The organism is Patiriisocius sp., from assembly GCF_051252435.1.
Taxonomy (GTDB): domain Bacteria; phylum Bacteroidota; class Bacteroidia; order Flavobacteriales; family Flavobacteriaceae; genus Patiriisocius.
In genome coordinates, this window is sequence record NZ_JBPOFW010000009.1 from 57,456 (window position 1) to 75,575 (window position 18,120).

The 18,120-nt window shown below is 34.0% G+C and carries 17 protein-coding genes; 11 read left to right on the top strand and 6 right to left on the bottom strand.

Going from position 1 to position 18,120, the window contains the following annotated elements:
* Positions 1-186: 186 nt before the first annotated feature.
* The 6 genes from ACSHW7_RS14985 (at position 187) to ACSHW7_RS15010 (ending at position 6,690) form a co-directional block, all read left to right on the top strand.
* On the top strand, positions 187-387 hold the full coding sequence (locus ACSHW7_RS14985) for a hypothetical protein (RefSeq protein ID WP_435680178.1): 201 nt from the start codon (positions 187-189) through the stop codon (positions 385-387).
* The gene (locus tag ACSHW7_RS14990; RefSeq protein ID WP_435680179.1) at positions 365-1,771 is read left to right on the top strand and encodes a class I SAM-dependent methyltransferase; all 1,407 of its coding nucleotides are present in this window, start codon (positions 365-367) and stop codon (positions 1,769-1,771) included. The genes ACSHW7_RS14985 and ACSHW7_RS14990 overlap by 23 nt, the downstream gene beginning before the upstream one ends.
* Entirely contained in the window at positions 1,758-3,245 is a 1,488-nt protein-coding gene (locus tag ACSHW7_RS14995; RefSeq protein ID WP_435680180.1) for a sulfatase-like hydrolase/transferase, read from the top strand. Before ACSHW7_RS14990 ends, ACSHW7_RS14995 begins: the two co-directional genes overlap by 14 nt.
* A gap of 89 nt (positions 3,246-3,334) precedes the next feature.
* Positions 3,335-4,312 carry a GNAT family N-acetyltransferase gene (locus tag ACSHW7_RS15000; protein WP_435680181.1) on the top strand — a complete coding sequence of 326 codons (978 nt, stop codon included), beginning with the start codon at positions 3,335-3,337 and terminating at the stop codon, positions 4,310-4,312.
* Positions 4,309-5,409, top strand: a complete 1,101-nt coding sequence (locus ACSHW7_RS15005) for a DegT/DnrJ/EryC1/StrS family aminotransferase (protein WP_435680182.1) — start codon at positions 4,309-4,311, stop codon at positions 5,407-5,409. Before ACSHW7_RS15000 ends, ACSHW7_RS15005 begins: the two co-directional genes overlap by 4 nt.
* Positions 5,410-6,690, top strand: coding sequence for an O-antigen translocase (locus ACSHW7_RS15010; protein ID WP_435680183.1), 1,281 nt, complete (start codon positions 5,410-5,412; stop codon positions 6,688-6,690).
* 113 nt (positions 6,691-6,803) lie between these two features.
* Here ACSHW7_RS15010 and ACSHW7_RS15015 read toward each other — a convergent pair whose 3' ends face one another.
* Positions 6,804-7,937, bottom strand: coding sequence for a glycosyltransferase family protein (locus tag ACSHW7_RS15015; RefSeq protein WP_435680184.1), 1,134 nt, complete (start codon positions 7,935-7,937; stop codon positions 6,804-6,806).
* Positions 7,938-7,949: 12 nt separating this feature from the next.
* Between ACSHW7_RS15015 and ACSHW7_RS15020 the strand changes: the two genes are divergently transcribed.
* From ACSHW7_RS15020 to ACSHW7_RS15030, 3 genes are read left to right on the top strand one after another with little or no spacing between them, the layout of a single operon-like run.
* A complete protein-coding gene (locus ACSHW7_RS15020; RefSeq protein ID WP_435680185.1) occupies positions 7,950-9,074 on the top strand; it encodes a glycosyltransferase in 1,125 nt (374 codons plus the stop codon).
* Positions 9,061-9,477 (top strand): sugar 3,4-ketoisomerase, encoded by a 417-nt coding sequence (locus ACSHW7_RS15025; protein WP_435680186.1) that lies wholly within the window; start codon positions 9,061-9,063, stop codon positions 9,475-9,477. Before ACSHW7_RS15020 ends, ACSHW7_RS15025 begins: the two co-directional genes overlap by 14 nt.
* 1 nt (position 9,478) lies before the next feature.
* Positions 9,479-10,627, top strand: coding sequence for a glycosyltransferase family 61 protein (locus ACSHW7_RS15030; RefSeq protein ID WP_435680187.1), 1,149 nt, complete (start codon positions 9,479-9,481; stop codon positions 10,625-10,627).
* Between the two features lie 52 nt (positions 10,628-10,679).
* On the opposite strand, the gene ACSHW7_RS15035 is transcribed toward ACSHW7_RS15030, so the two are convergent.
* Together ACSHW7_RS15035 and ACSHW7_RS15040 are read right to left on the bottom strand one after the other, a co-directional pair.
* Positions 10,680-11,609: a glycosyltransferase family 2 protein gene (locus ACSHW7_RS15035; RefSeq protein ID WP_435680188.1), complete on the bottom strand. Its 930-nt coding sequence runs from the start codon at positions 11,607-11,609 to the stop codon at positions 10,680-10,682.
* Entirely contained in the window at positions 11,602-12,480 is an 879-nt protein-coding gene (locus ACSHW7_RS15040) for a glycosyltransferase family 2 protein (RefSeq protein ID WP_435680189.1), read from the bottom strand. Before ACSHW7_RS15040 ends, ACSHW7_RS15035 begins: the two co-directional genes overlap by 8 nt.
* A gap of 124 nt (positions 12,481-12,604) precedes the next feature.
* On the opposite strand from ACSHW7_RS15040, the gene ACSHW7_RS15045 reads away from it, so the two are divergent.
* Positions 12,605-14,026, top strand: coding sequence for an MBOAT family O-acyltransferase (locus ACSHW7_RS15045; RefSeq protein ID WP_435680190.1), 1,422 nt, complete (start codon positions 12,605-12,607; stop codon positions 14,024-14,026).
* A gap of 2 nt (positions 14,027-14,028) precedes the next feature.
* The gene (locus ACSHW7_RS15050; RefSeq protein ID WP_435680191.1) at positions 14,029-14,949 is read left to right on the top strand and encodes a hypothetical protein; all 921 of its coding nucleotides are present in this window, start codon (positions 14,029-14,031) and stop codon (positions 14,947-14,949) included.
* A 41-nt stretch (positions 14,950-14,990) separates the two neighbouring features.
* Here the strand turns inward: ACSHW7_RS15050 and ACSHW7_RS15055 are convergent, their stop codons facing one another.
* The 3 genes from ACSHW7_RS15055 to ACSHW7_RS15065 form a co-directional block, all read right to left on the bottom strand.
* Complete coding sequence (locus ACSHW7_RS15055) at positions 14,991-15,674, bottom strand: cell division ATP-binding protein FtsE (protein WP_435680192.1); 684 nt, start codon at positions 15,672-15,674, stop codon at positions 14,991-14,993.
* A gap of 73 nt (positions 15,675-15,747) precedes the next feature.
* Positions 15,748-17,427: a S8 family peptidase gene (locus ACSHW7_RS15060; protein WP_435680193.1), complete on the bottom strand. Its 1,680-nt coding sequence runs from the start codon at positions 17,425-17,427 to the stop codon at positions 15,748-15,750.
* A complete protein-coding gene (locus ACSHW7_RS15065; protein WP_435680194.1) occupies positions 17,427-17,903 on the bottom strand; it encodes a hypothetical protein in 477 nt (158 codons plus the stop codon). Before ACSHW7_RS15065 ends, ACSHW7_RS15060 begins: the two co-directional genes overlap by 1 nt.
* Positions 17,904-18,120: the final 217 nt, after the last annotated feature.

Consider the following 18,120-nt stretch of genomic DNA (forward strand, 5'->3'; position numbering starts at 1 on the left):
TAGGATATAAAAGCGAAAATTGGAAATGCCGAAATTAAAATGAAATACCAGATTTTACGTTATGTACTTTATTGTCACCTTTTGGGGTTGCAACTTTTAACAATTTACTTTAACCCACCCTCAATAAACTCCGTCTTTTTTAGTTAATTTGCGGATAGTTTAATAAAATAGATAAAACAAAATAGAATGAGCTTTTTATATTTTGACGCTGGAACAGGTATGATGATTGTGCAGGCTATTGCTGCTGTGTTTGCGGGCATACTGCTTTTTTCTAAAGGTGTTTTGTATAAAATAAAAAGTTTTTTTGGAATGAATAAATATGATGATGATACGTATGATTCTATTGACGTAGATGAAAATGAGGATGAGGAAGATGACAAAAAGTAATACCACGCACGAAGCTTCATTTAGAGACCCCTCTGGGTACATGTTTCATGATGGTAATGTTTTGCGGAGACGCATAAATCCCATCTATTTTAAGCAATATAAAGCATTGAAAGAAAGCGGTTTTTTTAAAACGCTTTTCAAAAATCAACTACTTATCCCTCACGAAGAAACTTCTGTTTCTGAAAGTGAAATTATAATTACTCCAGAACCTATTTCGTTTATAACCAATCCTTACGAGTGGAGTTTTGAGCAGTACAAACATGCTGCGTTGCATACTTTAAAACTTCAAAAATATGCCTTGACTAAAGGGTTTATTTTGAAGGACGCTTCAGCATATAACATTACTTTTCATAATGGAAAACCTATTTTTATAGACACTTTATCGTTCGATTTTTACGAAGAAGATAAACCTTGGAGAGCGTATAAGCAGTTTATTACGCACTTTTTTGGACCCTTAGTTTTGGCAAGTTACCACGGCACCGAAATTTTCAAAATGCTACAAACACATATTGACGGTATTCCAATGGGTTTGATTTCGTCATTATTGCCTGGAAAAGCAAAGTTGAGTTCTACGATTTACTCAAACATCCACCTTGCTGCAAAGATGGAAAGTAAACACAGCGAAGATTATAGTGCTGAAACGAAGATTGCAAAACTGTCAAAAAAAGCACAGAATAATATTCTTGAAAACCTCTTTAATTTTATTAAAAAAATGAGTCTCAAAGAAGAGACGGAATGGGGTAATTATTACGAAAAGACAAATTATGATGATGCTTCATTTCAGGGTAAAAAAGAACTTATTCAAGAGTGGGTGAGTGATTTAAAGCCTCAAAAATTGATTGATATGGGAGGCAACGATGGTACTTTTGCCCGTACCATATTGTCAAACGTGTCCGAGGTAATTGTTACAGATATTGATAGTAATGCTGTAGCCTACAACTACAAACAAGTACAGGAAAACAAAGAGACAAATATGTTGCCCTTTGTATGCGATGTACTGCAACCTGCGCCAGGAATTGGGTTTAATAATACAGAGCGTAATTCTTTAATTGAGCGGTTGGCAACGTACGCTCCAGATATTACGATGGCGCTAGCTTTAATTCATCACATTACTTTAAGCGGAAATGTGCCGTTTGATAAAAGTGCCGAGTTTTTCTCAAAATTTTCAAAGCACCTCATTATTGAATTCCCAAAAAGAGAGGACTCGTGGGTGGAGAGTTTGTTGGTTAGAAAAAGAGAATTTATCAATCACTTTGATTTTTATAATCAGAAGCAATTTGAACAAGGTTACGAACAGTTTTTTACCTTAGAGAAGAAGATAGAGTTGAAAGGCACAAAACGCATTTTGTATCTTTACAAAAACAAACAACATGGCATCGCCTAAAAAGGAACGTATTCTTGAAACATTTTTAAAATCAAACAATGCATCTCCTTTACTTGCTGCGATTGCAGCTGGTTTATATCCTATTTTTTTTTATTATTCGAGTAATTATTCCCTTGTAAATTCGTGGGGGCATTTTGGGTATTTTTTACTCATGTTCATTGGGATTCCCTTTATTATTTTTCTGCTTTTTAAATTGTTGAGGCAAAAGGTTGTACCTGAGAAATTTCAAAAATATGTATTTCCATTTTTAAGCATTTTTATTTTTCTCTTTTTGATGAAGGTTTGCATGTATGCGGGTATTCAGAAAAAAATGATTGTAGCGATTATTGGTATTGCTGCGGTGTTGGCTTTTGTACTTTACAAACATTACAAGAAAATTATTGCCTTGCAGCTCATACTTGCCGTAATCGCAGGTTTTTCACTCACACAACATATCGTAAAACAACTCACATATAATACGGCGTGGATGCAACAACCGGACGACATAGCAAATGTTGTGTTCAAGAAAAAACCGAATGTCTATTATATCCAGCCAGACGGCTATGTCAATTTTTCTGAATTAAAACTTCCACCGTATAGTTACGAGAGTAGCACGTTTGAAAATTTTGTTACAGCACAAGGTTTTACACACTATGCAAATTTCCGAAGCAATTATGCTTCTACGCTTTCATCAAATAGTTCCATTTTTATGATGAAGCATCACTATTATGAGGGTAATAAAAGATTTAGCGAATCGCTCAATTCGCGAGATATTATCATGTCGAAAAACGTGGTATTAGATGCTTTTAAAAATAACGGATATACCACTACTTTTTTAGGCGAGAAGCATTATTTGTTGATGAACAAACCTACGTTGGGGTACGATGCAAGCAATATTGATGTTTCTGAAATTCCCTTTATTGGAACTGGTTTAGGCGAACAAAGAGACGTAGTGCAATTTTTAAGCAATACAAAAATTAATACATCAAAACCTCAATTTTTCTTTATTGAAATGTTTAATCCTGGGCATATTGAAGGAAGAGAAGCGATAAGTGAAGGTAAAGTAATTGAACGCGAACAATGGATAGAAAGCTTAGCGTTTGCAAATGAAAAATTGACAAATTTAATTACAGTAATCAAAGAAAAAGACCCTAACGCATTGGTGATTATCATGGCAGACCACGGCGGATTTGTGGGTATGGATTTTACGGAGCAGATCTATAAAAAAACGCAAAAACCTGAAATTGTCAAGTCAATTTTCAGTAGTAATTTATTGATTCATTGGCCTAATAGTAATGAGCCAGAATTCACATCAGAACTATCGAGTAGCGTGAATATTTTTAGAGTAATATTCTCTTATCTTGCCGAAAATGAGCAGTATCTACAAAGCTTGCAGGATGATAGTAGTTACGTTATTTTAAAAGATGGCGCTCCCAATGGAGTTTACAAATATATCAATGATGCTGGTAAAGTAGTTTTTGAGCCTATCATTTAAGGTTATAAATACCCGTTAAAAGTAAAATTAATTTTAGTTTTACACGGTGAGAAAGCAACATCTTTTAAAAAAATGCATCTTGAAATTATATGTCTAACTATCAAGTAAAAAAATACAAACCAGAGCATGAAGATGCATGGAACACATTTATTGCAAGCGCGAAAAATGCTACGTTTTTGTTTGACCGAAATTTCATGGATTATCACAAAAATAGATTTGAAGACTATTCTCTAATGGTTTTTAAAGATGAGCAATTATATTCGGTGTTTCCTGCAAACATAAAAGATGGGGTGGTGTATTCACATCAAGGATTGACCTACGGAAGTTTTGTTCTTCAAGAAAAATCTAAATTATTATATTCTTTTGAAGCCTTTAAAGCTCTTTTGAAATTTCTGTCTTCGGAAGGAATAAACACGTTAGAAATTAGAAATATTCCTACTTTTTACAATACCGTCCCAGCAGACGAGCTCGCCTATTTTCTGTTTAAAGCTGAAGCGACCTTAACAAAAAGAGATGCATTGATGGTGATAGACACAACGCACAATTTGGGATTTCAAAAAAATAGGAGAGAAGGCATTAACAAAGCCATACGAAATGGGTTAAAAATCAAGATAGAAGATACCTTTGAAAGCTTTTGGAATGAAATTTTAATTCCGAACCTGAGCAAAAAACACAACGTTAAACCGGTGCATTCATTAGAAGAAATTGAATTGCTCGCAGCTCGTTTCCCCGAAAATATTAAACAGGTCAATGTCTATAAAGATGATGTGATTGTCGCGGGGACAACTGTTTTTCTGACAAAAACAACCATCCACCCGCAATATGTTTCGGGCAATAGTGATAAAAATACCTACGGAAGTTTAGACCTAGCATACGATTTTATTATCAATCATTTTGACAAACAAAAACGGTATTTCGATTTCAATATTTCGAGCGAAGAAAACGGTAAAAAACTCAATAGCGGCCTCATTTTTTGGAAAGAAAGTTGCGGTGCGCGCACCTTTGTGGCTGATAATTACGTTGTAGAGACAGCAAAATATAAAACTTTAGACCTAAACGTTATATGATTCCATTTGTAGATTTGCATGCCATAAATGCTCGTTTTGAAGATGAGTTTAAAATTGGGTTTCAGGATTTTTTAGACAGCAGTTATTACATATTAGGCAATCAAGTAAAAACATTTGAGCAATCGTTTGCAAAGTATTGCGGAACAGCACATTGTGTGGGCGTTGGTAATGGACTTGATGCGCTACAATTAATTCTTGAAGGCTACAAATTATTAGATAAATTAAGCATTGGCGATGAGGTTCTTGTGGCCTCAAATACATATATAGCGACTATTATAGCCATAAAACAAGCGGGTTTAAAACCTGTCTTGGTTGAAGCAGAATCTAAAACTTTTAACTTTGATTTGGACGCTTTAGAAGCTGGCATAACGCCGAAATCTAAAGCAATTATGCCTGTGCATTTGTATGGACAATTAGCTCCAATGAAAGAAATTCTTGCATTGAGCAGCAAACATAATTTGTTGATAATTGAAGATGCGGCACAAGCGCACGGAGCAAAGGACGCAAATGGAAACCGTGCTGGAAATTTAGGAAGCGCTGCAGGTTTTAGTTTTTACCCAACAAAAAATTTAGGTGCCTTAGGCGATGGTGGGGCAGTGACAACAAATGATGATGACTTGGCTGAAGTAATTCGGAAACTAAGAAATTATGGAACCTCCTCAAAATATGTCAATGAAGTTTTGGGTTTCAATTCAAGGCTCGATGAAATTCAGGCTGCATTTTTAAATGTTAAATTACCTACTTTGGATTCCGATAATGATTTCCGGAGAAAAATTGCCACGCGTTATATTTCAGAAATAAATAATTCTAAAATCACCTTGCCGTTTTATGATAAAAGTGATGCTCACATATTCCATTTGTTTGTAGTTCAAGTGGAGAATAGAAATGAATTTCAAACGTATTTAAATGAAAATGGGATTGGTAATTTAATTCATTATCCCATAGCGCCGCATCAACAAAATGCGCTGCCAGATTTTAAACATTTAAAGTTTCCGATTACCGAAAAAATACATAATCAAGTAATAAGTATTCCCATAAGTCCAGTGATGGATGCACAACAAGTGAGTCGCGTTATCGAAGTCTTAAACAGCTACTAATTGAAAATTCCACATTTTATTAAATCTAATTTGTTGCTGAAGATTACCTCAGTCAATGCGCCTATAATTTTAGTACGACAAATACTTTCTTTATTTATAAGAAGGGTTGTAGCTGAAAATTTTGGTGAAGTTGGGATTGATGTTATTGGCCAATTACGCAGTGTTCAGCAAGGGATTCTTTCATTGACATCTTTTGGTTTCTTTAATGGAATCGTAAAATATGTGGCCGAACATAAAGAGGATCAAGATAAGTTAAATGGATTATTTTCGACGGCATTTGTTTTTTGGATGTTTAGTTCAACTTTAGTAGCCATTGGGTTTATCTTATTTTCTGAAACACTTTCGAATTACTTTTTTGAGACTACTGATTATGCCTCTGTGATGATTATTCTAGGATGTGTGGCTCCTCTTATTGGTTTACAGCGCTTGTATAATGGCGTTGTTAATGGACTTACGGAATACAAACGTTTTGCGAAAGTTGACATTATAAGCTATGTAGTTTCTGCAATTTTACTCTTGTATTTTGCTTGGGTAAATGAGTTTGAATATGCCTTATATGCTATAGCCGTAACACCTGTAATTCAATTGGTGATTTTGTTATATGTGTTTTTAAAAACGTTTAAAAATTACATTCACTACAAGGATATTTCATTTCGAATTCCTTTTAAAAATGTATTGTTGGCATTTACGTTGATTTCTTTTATGTCAACAGTTGTATTGAGTTTCGTTGAGGTGGAAATAAGAAATATGATTAGAACAAATATCTCGCAAACCGAATCTGGTCTCTGGTCTGGGATGCTTGATCTTTCAAAAAACTACATGGCGTTTTCATCGCTGTTATTTACGATGTATGTGATTCCTAAGTTTGCAACCATTAAAACTAAAAAGTTATTTTTTAAAGAAGTGGGCAGTATTTATAAAACATTGTTGCCTCTTTTTGGTGTAGGCATGTTACTTATTTATTTTTTGCGTCATTTTATTATCGATTTAATTTTCCCGGGATTTGATGGTATGGCGCAATTATTTAAATGGCAATTGATGGGCGATTTTATTAGGCTAGCCTCCATAATCCTCGCCACACAATTTTTAGCAAAAAAAATGGTGCGGAATTTTATATTTTCTGAAGTGATTTCAACAGTGCTTTTCTTTGGGCTATCCTATTATTTAGTACCCATTTATGGAGTGGAGGGAGTTGTAATTGCTCACTTTATACGCTATGTAATTTATTTTATCGTAGTGCTTATATTATTACAAAGAGCATTTAATAAAAACTTGATGTGAGATACTGATTCTAGTGAGTTATAGTTTTTTTAAATTTAAGTAATCTTTAGTTTATTGCTTTGGCAAATACATCAAATATAAATTAAAAGAGCAGCTAATTACAAATCACTTTTTTAGATACTCCAAACTCTTAAATATTCTTTAGCGACAACTTTGTGGTCGTGAAATTCTGCAATAAACTTTTTTGAATTTGTTCCTATTTCTTTAATAAGTTGTGGATTTTGAATGAGCTTTTCTAATTCTCGCGCAATTTGTTTTGCATCTGGAAGCACATTGATTGCTACGGTTTTTTCTAGTTTGTAATGATCTATAAATTCTTTTTCGGCTCCAGTAAACACTACTTTTCCTTTTGCCATTGCCTCAAGTGCATTGTATCCTTGGTCGTATGACAATACTTGATCCAGCATAATATGAGCACTATTATATTTTTCTATGTAAGTGGCATACGGAAGATTCTCAGCAATTTCAACCGTTATTTTATCTCCAAATTTTTCTTTGATAATTGCCAGAGCCTCTTCAAAATAAATAATTCCTTTAAAGGCATAGTTAAGTCTATTGACACCCATAAATATTTTGATGGGACCGTCAAAATTAGTTTCGGGAATTGTTAGCTTTTCAATGTTTATGGGATTAGGTATCATCCCTAAATATTTAGGGTGATTTAGCAATGGAAAATGATAGTCCAAATCTGATGCGATAACACCATCAACTCGCTCTATAATATGCTTGTGCAAATCCAAATATGCGTCTGTTGTAAATTTTAAAATGTAACGGTACATATGAGGGTCAACAGTGCCATCTTTGTACCCCTTCATAATAGAATAGGGGTGTGCGTCGCTTAGCATATGTCTAACACTCAATACATCGGTGCCACAACTTAGTAGGAATAGCTTGTTGTTATTCTCTTTTAAAAAACTAACGATTTTCTTTTCAACTTTTGACCCGGCTGAAAAGGATTCTTCGCTTATCAATTGAACGATGTCAAATCCTTGTAACATTTTGGCTTTGCCAAAAAATTGACGTTCCAATAAAACCGAAGTGAGGTCAATATTAAATAGGCGGTAAATTGCAATTTTCAGCTTTTTTGCAATTCCTTTCATGAAGTATCGTTTGAGTTTAATATCAGCAGGGAAATCCTTAAATCCATCTCCCGTCGCAACAATTGTTACGTCATGCCCCAGAGCCACCAACCCGGCTTTTAATGAATTGTGAAGGTTACTATACTCACCTACTAAAAGTATTCTCATATATTTGCAATAATGACATTAACCCTTTTAAAGTTGTACAAAAATAGACAATTTAAGATTTGCCTTGTTTCAATTTCTTTGGAAAAGGGAGGGGCAGAACGCTCGGTCGCGATGCATTCTCAAATGTTATCGCAATTAGGCCATCAAGTGTATATCGTGGTTTTAAGAGGTGCGATTGATTTTGAGTACAGCGGGACGATTTTTAATCTATCGGATTTAAAAGACTCCAAAGGAAAAACGCTCAATCGATTGCGAAGATTTAAAAGGCTTCGGAAATTTTTATTGACCAAAAATTTTGATGTTGTCATCGATCACCGTTCTAAAAATACCTTTAGCAAGGAGCTATTTTATATCAATTTTATCTATAAAAATGTTCCAAAAATATACGTGGTTCATAGCTCAAAACAAGCTGTATATTTTACACAAAAACCTGCTATGTTTGCACGTGTTTATAATTCAAATCTGGCTACAGTAACAGTTTCAAAATATATTGAAAATCATGTACGGGAAAAGCTAGGGGTTACAAATGCCGTTACAATTCATAATGCATATAACACTTCTTGGGTGCAAGAAATTTCTGAAGAAAAAATAATTAAAGGCACTTATATTTTAAGTTACGGTCGGTTTGATGATAGCATAAAGGATTTTAAATTTTTGATGCAGTCGTTTTCTGCTTCAAGACTTTGGGAGCAAGGTGTGCAGCTCGTTTTGATGGGCCAAGGAAAAGATGAAAAAATGTTGAAAGCGTTTGCTTCTGCAGAAATTTCAGCAAAACAAATTATCTTTTTACCGTTTAAAAATAATCCGTTTTCTATTGTTAAAAATGCGCGATGTGTTACGTTGACCAGCAAATATGAGGGTTTCCCTATGGTGCTGGTTGAATCTTTATCTTTAGGGACGCCGATTGTCTCTTTGGATATTGTTTCGGGGCCTTCGGAAATTATAAAACACGAAAAAAATGGGCTGCTCATTTCAGAGAGAGACATACAAAAATTTGCAAAAGCACTACAGAATATTTGTACAGATGAATCGTTTTATCGTACTTTAAAAGAAAATACAAAACCATCGGTATCTCAATTTTCAATGGATGAAATAGGGAAAAAATGGAACCAATTATTACAAGATGTCATACATTAATCTAGAAAAAATTGCGTTAAAAGAAATACCAAAAATAAGTGATCCGGACGGTCGTGGAAATTTGTCGGTTATTGAAAAAGATGTGCTCCCTTTTGTCATTAAAAGGGTGTATTATTTGTACGATGTTCCAAGCGATAGTAGCAGAGGTGGACATGCACACATAGAACTACAACAGTTTTTAATAGCGCTTAGCGGTAGCTTTGATGTGGTTTTGGATAATGGTAAAAGTAGAAGGTCGATTACTTTAAATAGGCCCAATAAAGGCTTGTTGATACCAAGTGGTGTTTGGCGTGAACTGGAAAATTTTTCGGCGGGTGCGGTATGTTTATCACTCGTTAGTGAAGTGTATCAAGAAAGTGATTATATAAGAGAATATCAAGATTTTTTGAACTACTCAAAATAAAATGCAGCTTAAAAAATCGCATATATTCAAAAAAGCAAATGCAGTAGTAAGTTCATTATTTTCTTATTTTGTGGATGTTGTCGATTTCAGAAAAGAGCAAACTCAACAAGTAAAGGTTTTAAAAAAAGCAACAGTTTTCCACCCCTCTTTTTTAAATTTTCATTCTTCTGAAAAACCCTATTGGATTAATTTTACTGCTATTGAAGGAAGTCCGCATTTTGTAATTCATATTGAAAATGCAACGCTAATTTCAAAAGGAATTGTCATTGATGAAGATGGAAAAGTAATTCTTGAAAATTGTATTTTCCAGCGAGAATATTTGGATGAGTTGTTTAGCAATCACTTGATAAAACTAAGGCGATTTTTACCCTCCAGAAATGTTGGTAAAGTTATTTCCTTATTGAACAGGCTCGATAATAATTATTTCCATTGGGCGACTGAATCGCTTACAAGGATATTTTTGGTCCATCAGCTTCCTGAATTTAGTTCCTATAAAATTGTCATTAAATCTGGCTCACAACCTTTTATTAAAGAATCATTATCCTTTTTGTTTAATGTTGAAGAACAACAAATTATTGAAAAGCCATTATCTCAAGTTTTAAAAACGAAAGAAATAATGGTAGTTTCGTTTCCGCATGTGCGAAATGATGAAACCCAATGGACCAATGTTTATGATCCGTCTGTTTTACAAAACCTCAACACACTTGCATTAAAGCGAATTAAAGAACAAAGCATTTATCGTCAAAATCATCCACAATGTATATTGATTTCGAGAAAGAATGCAACTGAGCGCCGCATGATTAATGAAGAGGAAGTTTTAAGTTCATTGGAAAGTTATGGCGTTGAAGTCGTATATCTTGAAATGCTACCATACCTTGAGCAAGTAGCATTGTTTTCAAAAGCAAAAGTGATTATTGGAGTCCACGGGGCAGGATTAACTAATTGTCTGTATTGTGAAAATGCAACATTGATGGAATATTTCCCTGAAAAACGAAATATTAGAGATGGGTTTTATTTTACTCAAATTACGGGAGCGATAGACATGCCGCATCATTTTATAACCTATGAAGATGCTAATGGGCAAGGAGATTTGTTGATGACTAAATTGCAAATAAACGACTTGAAAAACAGACTGGATACACTAATTTAGATTTTGAAATTTTAATTTAAAAGGGTTTCACTTATAATTAAAAAAATATTGATTAAGTAAAACTGCTAATTTTAAATAAATATCGCTCAACTATTTTTTGAATATTCTTTAATAATACCAAGGTGTATTTGTTTTGTTTTATCAAGAACTTTTGTTTTGAATTTAAGTTTTTAAAATCAATTTTATCCTTGAAATATTCAAATGATTCCTTGTCATCATCCAATTTTGCTAGTAAGCAAAGTGAATATCTGTTGAGGTCTAAAAATTTTTTTAATTTCTGATTCGTTTTTTCTTCTCTTTCGTATTGATCAAAATTAGGTTTGTCACTTACGCTTTTTGAACTTCTAAACAAACTGTCTTTAATTACATGATAAGTAACTAAGCTTTTATTATAAAAAACAATATCATAGTTAATTCCTATTCGGACATATAAGTCTGTATCCTGTCCGCTTTTTATTTGAGGATTGTAAAATCCTATAACATCAAATATAGATTTATGTATGACGGTGCTCGAACTATGTAATATTGAATTTATAAGACTTGAAGAAAAATAATTTAAAATATACCGCTCACCATTTTTCATGTCTACTGAGTAGATTCTTTTTTTCGTTTTCCCGTTTATTAGTGATGCTGTCCTAGTTGCAAATACCTTATAATCATTATATTTTAAAATAGAATTATTTTGTTCTTCTAAATAAATAGGGTTCCAGACATCGTCTGCGTCGAGTAAAGCAATATAAGTTCCTTTAGCTTTATGTATACAAAAATTACGTGCAGCTGCGGCTCCAAGGTTGTCGCCTTTATAATAACGTATTCTATTATCCTTGAATTTTAAAATTTCTACCTCGCTATTGTCGGTTGAACCATCATTATAAATAATAACTTCAAAATCTTCAAAAGTCTGGTCAAGCACGCTTTGAAGTGTTTTTCTTATATAAGATTCCTTATTATAAACAGCAATAACTACCGAAAATTTAGCCATGTCGTTTTAATTTTATGTAATAATTTAATTTGTAAGCATCCAGCAATCTAATAGAAGGATTTTTTGAAGTAAGATTTTTCTCGGCTCTCGAAGCAATCAACTTGTACGTTTTTTGAAACGAACTCAAACTACGTGCTTTTTTTAATTTTAGATAGGCTCTTTGCAAAGGCCGTGCATCTTCGCTTATCAATCCCGCTTTTTCCATTTTGTATGTAGATTCGACAGCTTTTAAAGATTTGTCTAAAAATGAAGCGCTACTTTCTAATCCATGATGTATTACAGGATTATCGATGTGTAGCATCTTTGCTTGGGTTTTTTTTAAGTTATAAGAGAATAGAATATCCATACCATAAAAGTTATATTCTGAAGGATTGCAATCAAAAAAGATTTTTTTTTTGATTAATAAATTTTGAGAAATAATATCAAAAGGATGGGTATTTCTTTGGTCAACTGCTTTTGCCTCTCTAAGTTTTCCGTACAACCATCGCAATAATTGCTCCTGTTGGGGCGCTTCTTTTGTGTAGCAAATTCCGCCAAAAATACAATCATAGGCCTCGCTCATTGTTTTAAGATAGTTAGATATAAATGAATCTGCTTTTGGTAATACATCTGCATCCAAAAATAACAACCAATCAAATTTTGCGCTTTCTGCAAGTTTATTTCTAGTCGCAGTACGACCTTGATTTGTTTCATTTTTTGAAAAAGTTACGTTTGACAGGTTAGAAATTTTTTGATTCAATTCATAACTCAAAAGGTCTGTGCTACAATCGTCAAGTATTAAAATTTCAAAAGTAATCTTTTCGTTAACACATAGTTTGTGTATGGTAGTCACAAGCTCGCGCACATCATAATTATATGTAGGGATCAGCACAGAAATCATTTCTCGAAAGTACAAAACTCCTTTTGAAGATTACATATGGTATCCCCAGATAATTTTATGTGTGCAACCAAATGCAAAAACACACCTTCTGTGTATATTGCGACAAAATCTAAGCATGCTGTTCAATACCATCGATTTTGCTTTTTTCTTTCCACTTGTGCTCGTCATGTATTGGACAGTTTTCAAGCGGTCGCTGCAATGGCAAAATGCATATTTAGTAATAGTGAGCTATTTGTTTTATTCCTTTTGGGATTGGCGATTTTTATCACTCATTTTTCTTAGTTCTCTAGTTGACTACTCAATAGGTCTTGCAATGGGCAAAGCCGAAATTCCTAAAACGAGAAAAAGGCTGCTCATCGCCAGCTTGGTATTTAATCTTGGTCTCCTCTTTACATTCAAATACTTCAATTTTTTTGTAACCTCATTTTCTGAAACTTTTGCCGTTTTTGGTACCAGTTTTAATTTGAGTTCTTTAAATATTTTATTGCCTGTAGGGATTAGTTTTTACACCTTCCAAACCTTAAGCTATACCATCGATTTATATAGAAAGCGTATTGAACCCACCAAAGATATAGTAGCGTTTTTTGCCTTTGTTTCGTTTTTTCCGCAATTGGTGGCCGGACCCATTGAACGTGCTTCGCATTTATTGCCACAGTTTAAAAAGCCACGTTTATTTCATCGCGATTCCAATGTTGACGGATTGCGATTGATTCTCGGCGGACTCTTCAAAAAAATGGTCATTGCAGATAATTGTGCACTCATCGCCAATCAAATTTTTGAAAACTATCAAGCCGAAAGCGGTAGTACCTTATTTTTTGGAGCGGTGTTTTTTGCATTTCAAATTTATGGTGATTTTTCTGGCTATAGCGATATTGCCATTGGGACTTCCAGATTGATGGGATTTGATTTAATGAAAAACTTCAACTATCCATATTTATCGCAAAATTTATCCGATTTTTGGCGTCGTTGGCATATGTCGCTTTCAACATGGTTTCGGGATTATGTGTATATCCCTTTGGGTGGGAGCAGGGTTTCAAAAGGCAGATTGATTATTAATATTTTAATTGTGTTTTTGGTGAGCGGGTTGTGGCATGGTGCCAATTGGACTTTCGTGATTTGGGGTTTTATTCATGGGCTGTTCGTTATTCCGGTAATTCTGTTTGTGAAAAAGGATGTCACATTTCCGAAGGGAAAATTATTACCTTCTTTTAGAGAAGTATTTAATATTTCAGCAACTTTTTTTATTGTTGTTGTCGCTTGGGTTTTCTTCCGTGTAGAAACAGTTACAGATGCCTTTCAATACCTAAAAACAATCGCTTCTCCGAGCTTGATGTCAATGCCCAATATTCCAAGAAGTGGGATTTTGTTGTTGTTTTTATACATGTGTTTTGAGTGGATGCAAAGACACAGGGAGCATGTGCTGGACATTGCTTTTATAAAATCAAAAGCGTTGCGGTATGCTATTTATTATGCACTTGTTGCGGTCATTTTATTAAATGCGGGAGATTTACAACCTTTTATTTATTTTCAATTTTAGCAATGAAGAATCTCTATAAAAAACTACTCATTTTTTTACTGCCGTTGGTTGTGGGGTGGGGAGCACTTGAATTTTTTTATCGCACTACTGAAACGAATTATACTTATAAAACAGCGCAGCTCATTGAAAATTATGATGCGATTGAAATACTCATTTTAGGAGACTCGCATACTTTTTACGGTTTGAATCCAGTGTATTTTACTTCAGAAACCTTCAACTTGGCAAACATAAGCCAGACGCTTTATTTTGACGAGTTGTTGTTGGAAAAGCACATTTATTCTATGCCCAATTTAAAAACAGTCATTTTAAATGTGAGTTATTTTAGTTTGTCCTCGATGGACAATTCAAAAGAAGATAGCTGGCGAAAGTATTTTTATGAGGTGCAAATGGATTTGGACGTTCCTATTGTTTCACCGTTCGCTCCACAAAAATATAGTCTAGCGTTAGCACGAAGATTGAATAAATCATTTCAATTAATTAATAACTACCATGAGAATGAAACGATTGTAAATTGTTATAAAAATGGCTTCGGAATACAAGGTGAGCGAGATATCGTAAAGGACAAAGAAGCTATTTCATCTTTTATCGCAAACAAACATGAAGATGGATTGTTGGATTTTGAAAATAATACAGCAAGATTACAACGGATGATTACTCTTTGTAAAGAAAAAAACATTAACGTTATTCTATTAGAAATGCCAGTGTACTCCACATATTACAATTTGCTCAGCCAAGAAAAATGGGCAAAAATTGAAAGTACGCTTGGAAGTTTAGTTGCTGAAAATAAAAATGTTTTTCATTTAGATTTAACCCAAAATCCAGCATTTAAAAAAGAGGACTTAAGAGACGCAGACCATTTAACCAATGAGGGCGCAGAGAAATGTAGTAAGTTGATTAATCGATATTTGGCTGAAATTATTTAAATACGATGATTCATTTAGTAATCCAAAACTGACTTTTCAACCTAAACAGTTTTCTGCACTACCTCAAAAATTTGATTGTCATCACATTTCAAGGTTTTTGAAGGGTATTTCAATAGCAGTGCATAATCGTGGGTTGCCATTAAAATAGTATTGCCATTGCTATTAATTTCCTGTAATACTTGCATTACTTCAACACTCGTTTGTGGGTCTAAGTTTCCTGTAGGTTCGTCGGCCAATATTAATTCAGGGTCATTGAGGAGTGCTCTTGCGATAGCTACTCGTTGCTGTTCTCCACCAGAAAGTTGATATGGGAATTTAAAATTTTTGGTCTTCATTCCCACTTTATCAAGAACTTCATCAATTTTGTCGTCCATCGCTTTTTTGTCTTTCCAGCCAGTTGCTGTTAATACAAAAAGTAAATTATCTTTTACTGTGCGGTCATTAAGGAGTTTAAAATCTTGAAAAACAACACCCAGTTTACGGCGTAACATTGGAATATCATTTTCTTTGAGAGTGGCAAGGTCATGGCCTACAATATGTCCTTCGCCTTTTTGCAATGGTAAATCGCCATAGAGTGTTTTCATAAAACTACTCTTTCCAGAACCGGTTTTACCAATCAAATAGACAAATTCTCCTTTTTCTACTTTGATGGTAACATCATCAAGAATGAGGTTTTCTCTTTGAAATATGGATGCATTTTTAAATTCTAGAACAGCTTGAGACATGTGCAATTATTTTTGAAACAAATATAAATGTATAATTCAGATTGATGGATAGGAAGCGTGGATTTTAAATTTGCTATTCAGTTTTTGCCATTTCTTTGTAACTGCCATATTTTTTTGGTGGAGAAGGTTCACATTCTTTAATTTCAATTGTTGGGTCGATAGCTATTTTTGCAAAGCCATTTTTATTTGGAGCAATGCGTGTACCAGATTTTAAAACGATTGATTTTTTAGCTTTAAAATCAACTGTTGCATCTTCCCTAAACGTTTGATTTTGGATTGTAATCATATTTGGTGCACTACGTATCGTAAATTCAAACCGGTAGAAATCTCTATTTTCAAAAGTCACATTTCCGAAGGGATTCTTGAGCTCTTTTGCCATTTTAACAGCCCTATATGTGTTTAATCCTCCGGCACCCATCATGCCCACAAAAATTTGATTTCCATTTAAATGTTCTGTAGGCTCACTGGTTTGTTTTAAAATGGTCTCAATTTCATAGGAAGACAAGCAATAGTTAACAGACCACATAAGTCCAATTGTACCAGTTATATAGGGTGCTGCATTTGAACTTGCTCCTCCGTAAACAGCTTCTTCACCACAAATATCGTTACCCAATAGGTAGCCAATGGCTGGAGATGTTAGGTCTATTGCCTTGTTAACTTGCATTCCCTTTTCGGGTTCATGAGGCCTAAGTGTACCGTCTTCTTCGACATAGAAATAACCGTTCCGTCTGTTTTTTAAGCTTTTTGTCATGAGATTCCCTTCTTTGTCGGGAAAAACTTCGTCGGTTTCAAAAGTGTTTCCAAGGTAAGTACCGGTAACAGAAATGACCCTGTTAAATGATGCAGGATATAATGAATCACCTATTTTAATTCCGTCTCTATTACAATCTGTTCCATTGCCTGCGCCTGCTACAATGATTATTCCATCATCATAATATTCATTAATACGCTCATTAATATTCTCCATATATTTACCACCCAAACTGCAGGTGGCCCAACTTGCATTGATCACTTTTGCACCTGCGGCAACTAATTCTTCTATTTTTTCAAAACTTCCATAATTGTTCGCTATTACATCACAGCCTGAACAAATCCCGGGTCTTCCATATGCATTATCCATACGTCCTATTGCTGTCGCAGCTATGTTTGTACCGTGGCTACATGTAATGCCTTTTGTCGCATTGCTATAGACTAAATATTTACTTACGCGCCCCTTTAAATCTGGATCTAAAGAGTCTATTTTTGAATCGCTTATACCAATAACTACTTTTTTATTACCCGTTGTAATACTCCACGCATCAGCTGCTTGGATTTGGTCTAAGTCATACGATGGGTGTTTGTTTCCTTTGTTTTCAACTTGGCTTGTTGTACCATAATCATTGGGGTAAAATGGGTCTTTCGCCGGGTAAAATTGGTCTATACGAGTGTATTTCTTTGCAAATTTGTTCTTCAAATTACTTACCAAGGCTACATCATCTGTTTCAATAATATAGACCGTTTTTAAAAGCTCTCGGTCTGTATATGGAAAAGCTTTTTTAAACTGAAATACGTTATAAGCCTCATATATCGCTGTCTCTTTTCTATCCTTTCTATTTATTATTTCAAAAGTGCCATCATTTTTCTTTTTGATTTTAAATAAATCAGCATCAGCAATATTGACGTGAAAATAAAAATGTTCTTCTGCTTCCTGTGAATGTGCAGTTACATTTACGAAGAAAATAAAAAACACAAATAGTATTGTAAAATATTTCATTACTTCTTTTCAATCAATGATTGCACTGTTTTTTTTAGTGCTTCAATTTCTTTTTGCTGTTCAATGGTGTAGAGTGTCAATTCTTCTACTTTTTCTAGTAATGTGAGATTCATTTCTTTCAGAGATAAACCTTCTTCCTCAATAGTTGCAGCGCTGGGAACATTTGGTAAGTGATGGTTTTGAGATAAGTAAGTTTCCAAAGAAGTCAAGCTCATCATTTTGTAGTCTTTTTTTAAAGTAGATTGCCCATCGAAATACATATCGAAAACATAGTCTGGAGCTACAGCACCATCGAGGTCGACCAATACTTCTTGGGTATGGATTTTACCCTTTACGGTTAATTTTTCATCGGGATTTTGTGTGCCAATTCCCACCATTCCATCTTTTTGGTGGATGACGTTTAAAGAGGTTGCATTGGTTTGCGCTATGCAGGAAGTTATGCTGAAAACAAAGACAGCGATTAGAGAATAATTCATTTTAAATAGATCTAAAGATTATCGTTTAAAGGTAGGATAAATTTTAGAATTGCAACAGCCTCGCACTTCTCGTTAAAATTATATTAAATCAATATTCTTTCTATAATATCATATAATTATCTACAAACTTTGCCGTTAACAAGAGTAACAACCTGAAGTTTTCCCACATTATAATATCGTTCATAACCTGTGGATACTTCAAAAGATATTTCTTAAA

Bases quoted from the DNA above. Each gene is read 5' to 3' on its own strand.
- ACSHW7_RS14985 (WP_435680178.1), top strand. From the start codon at position 187: ATGAGCTTTTTATATTTTGACGCTGGAACAGGTATGATGATTGTGCAG.
- ACSHW7_RS14990 (WP_435680179.1), top strand. From the start codon at position 365: ATGAGGAAGATGACAAAAAGTAATACCACGCACGAAGCTTCATTTAGA.
- ACSHW7_RS14995 (WP_435680180.1), top strand. From the start codon at position 1,758: ATGGCATCGCCTAAAAAGGAACGTATTCTTGAAACATTTTTAAAATCA.
- ACSHW7_RS15000 (WP_435680181.1), top strand. From the start codon at position 3,335: ATGTCTAACTATCAAGTAAAAAAATACAAACCAGAGCATGAAGATGCA.
- ACSHW7_RS15005 (WP_435680182.1), top strand. From the start codon at position 4,309: ATGATTCCATTTGTAGATTTGCATGCCATAAATGCTCGTTTTGAAGAT.
- ACSHW7_RS15015 (WP_435680184.1), bottom strand. From the start codon at position 7,937: ATGAGAATACTTTTAGTAGGTGAGTATAGTAACCTTCACAATTCATTA.
- ACSHW7_RS15020 (WP_435680185.1), top strand. From the start codon at position 7,950: ATGACATTAACCCTTTTAAAGTTGTACAAAAATAGACAATTTAAGATT.
- ACSHW7_RS15025 (WP_435680186.1), top strand. From the start codon at position 9,061: ATGTCATACATTAATCTAGAAAAAATTGCGTTAAAAGAAATACCAAAA.
- ACSHW7_RS15030 (WP_435680187.1), top strand. From the start codon at position 9,479: ATGCAGCTTAAAAAATCGCATATATTCAAAAAAGCAAATGCAGTAGTA.
- ACSHW7_RS15035 (WP_435680188.1), bottom strand. From the start codon at position 11,609: ATGGCTAAATTTTCGGTAGTTATTGCTGTTTATAATAAGGAATCTTAT.
- ACSHW7_RS15045 (WP_435680190.1), top strand. From the start codon at position 12,605: ATGCTGTTCAATACCATCGATTTTGCTTTTTTCTTTCCACTTGTGCTC.
- ACSHW7_RS15050 (WP_435680191.1), top strand. From the start codon at position 14,029: ATGAAGAATCTCTATAAAAAACTACTCATTTTTTTACTGCCGTTGGTT.
- ACSHW7_RS15055 (WP_435680192.1), bottom strand. From the start codon at position 15,674: ATGTCTCAAGCTGTTCTAGAATTTAAAAATGCATCCATATTTCAAAGA.
- ACSHW7_RS15060 (WP_435680193.1), bottom strand. From the start codon at position 17,427: ATGAAATATTTTACAATACTATTTGTGTTTTTTATTTTCTTCGTAAAT.
- ACSHW7_RS15065 (WP_435680194.1), bottom strand. From the start codon at position 17,903: ATGAATTATTCTCTAATCGCTGTCTTTGTTTTCAGCATAACTTCCTGC.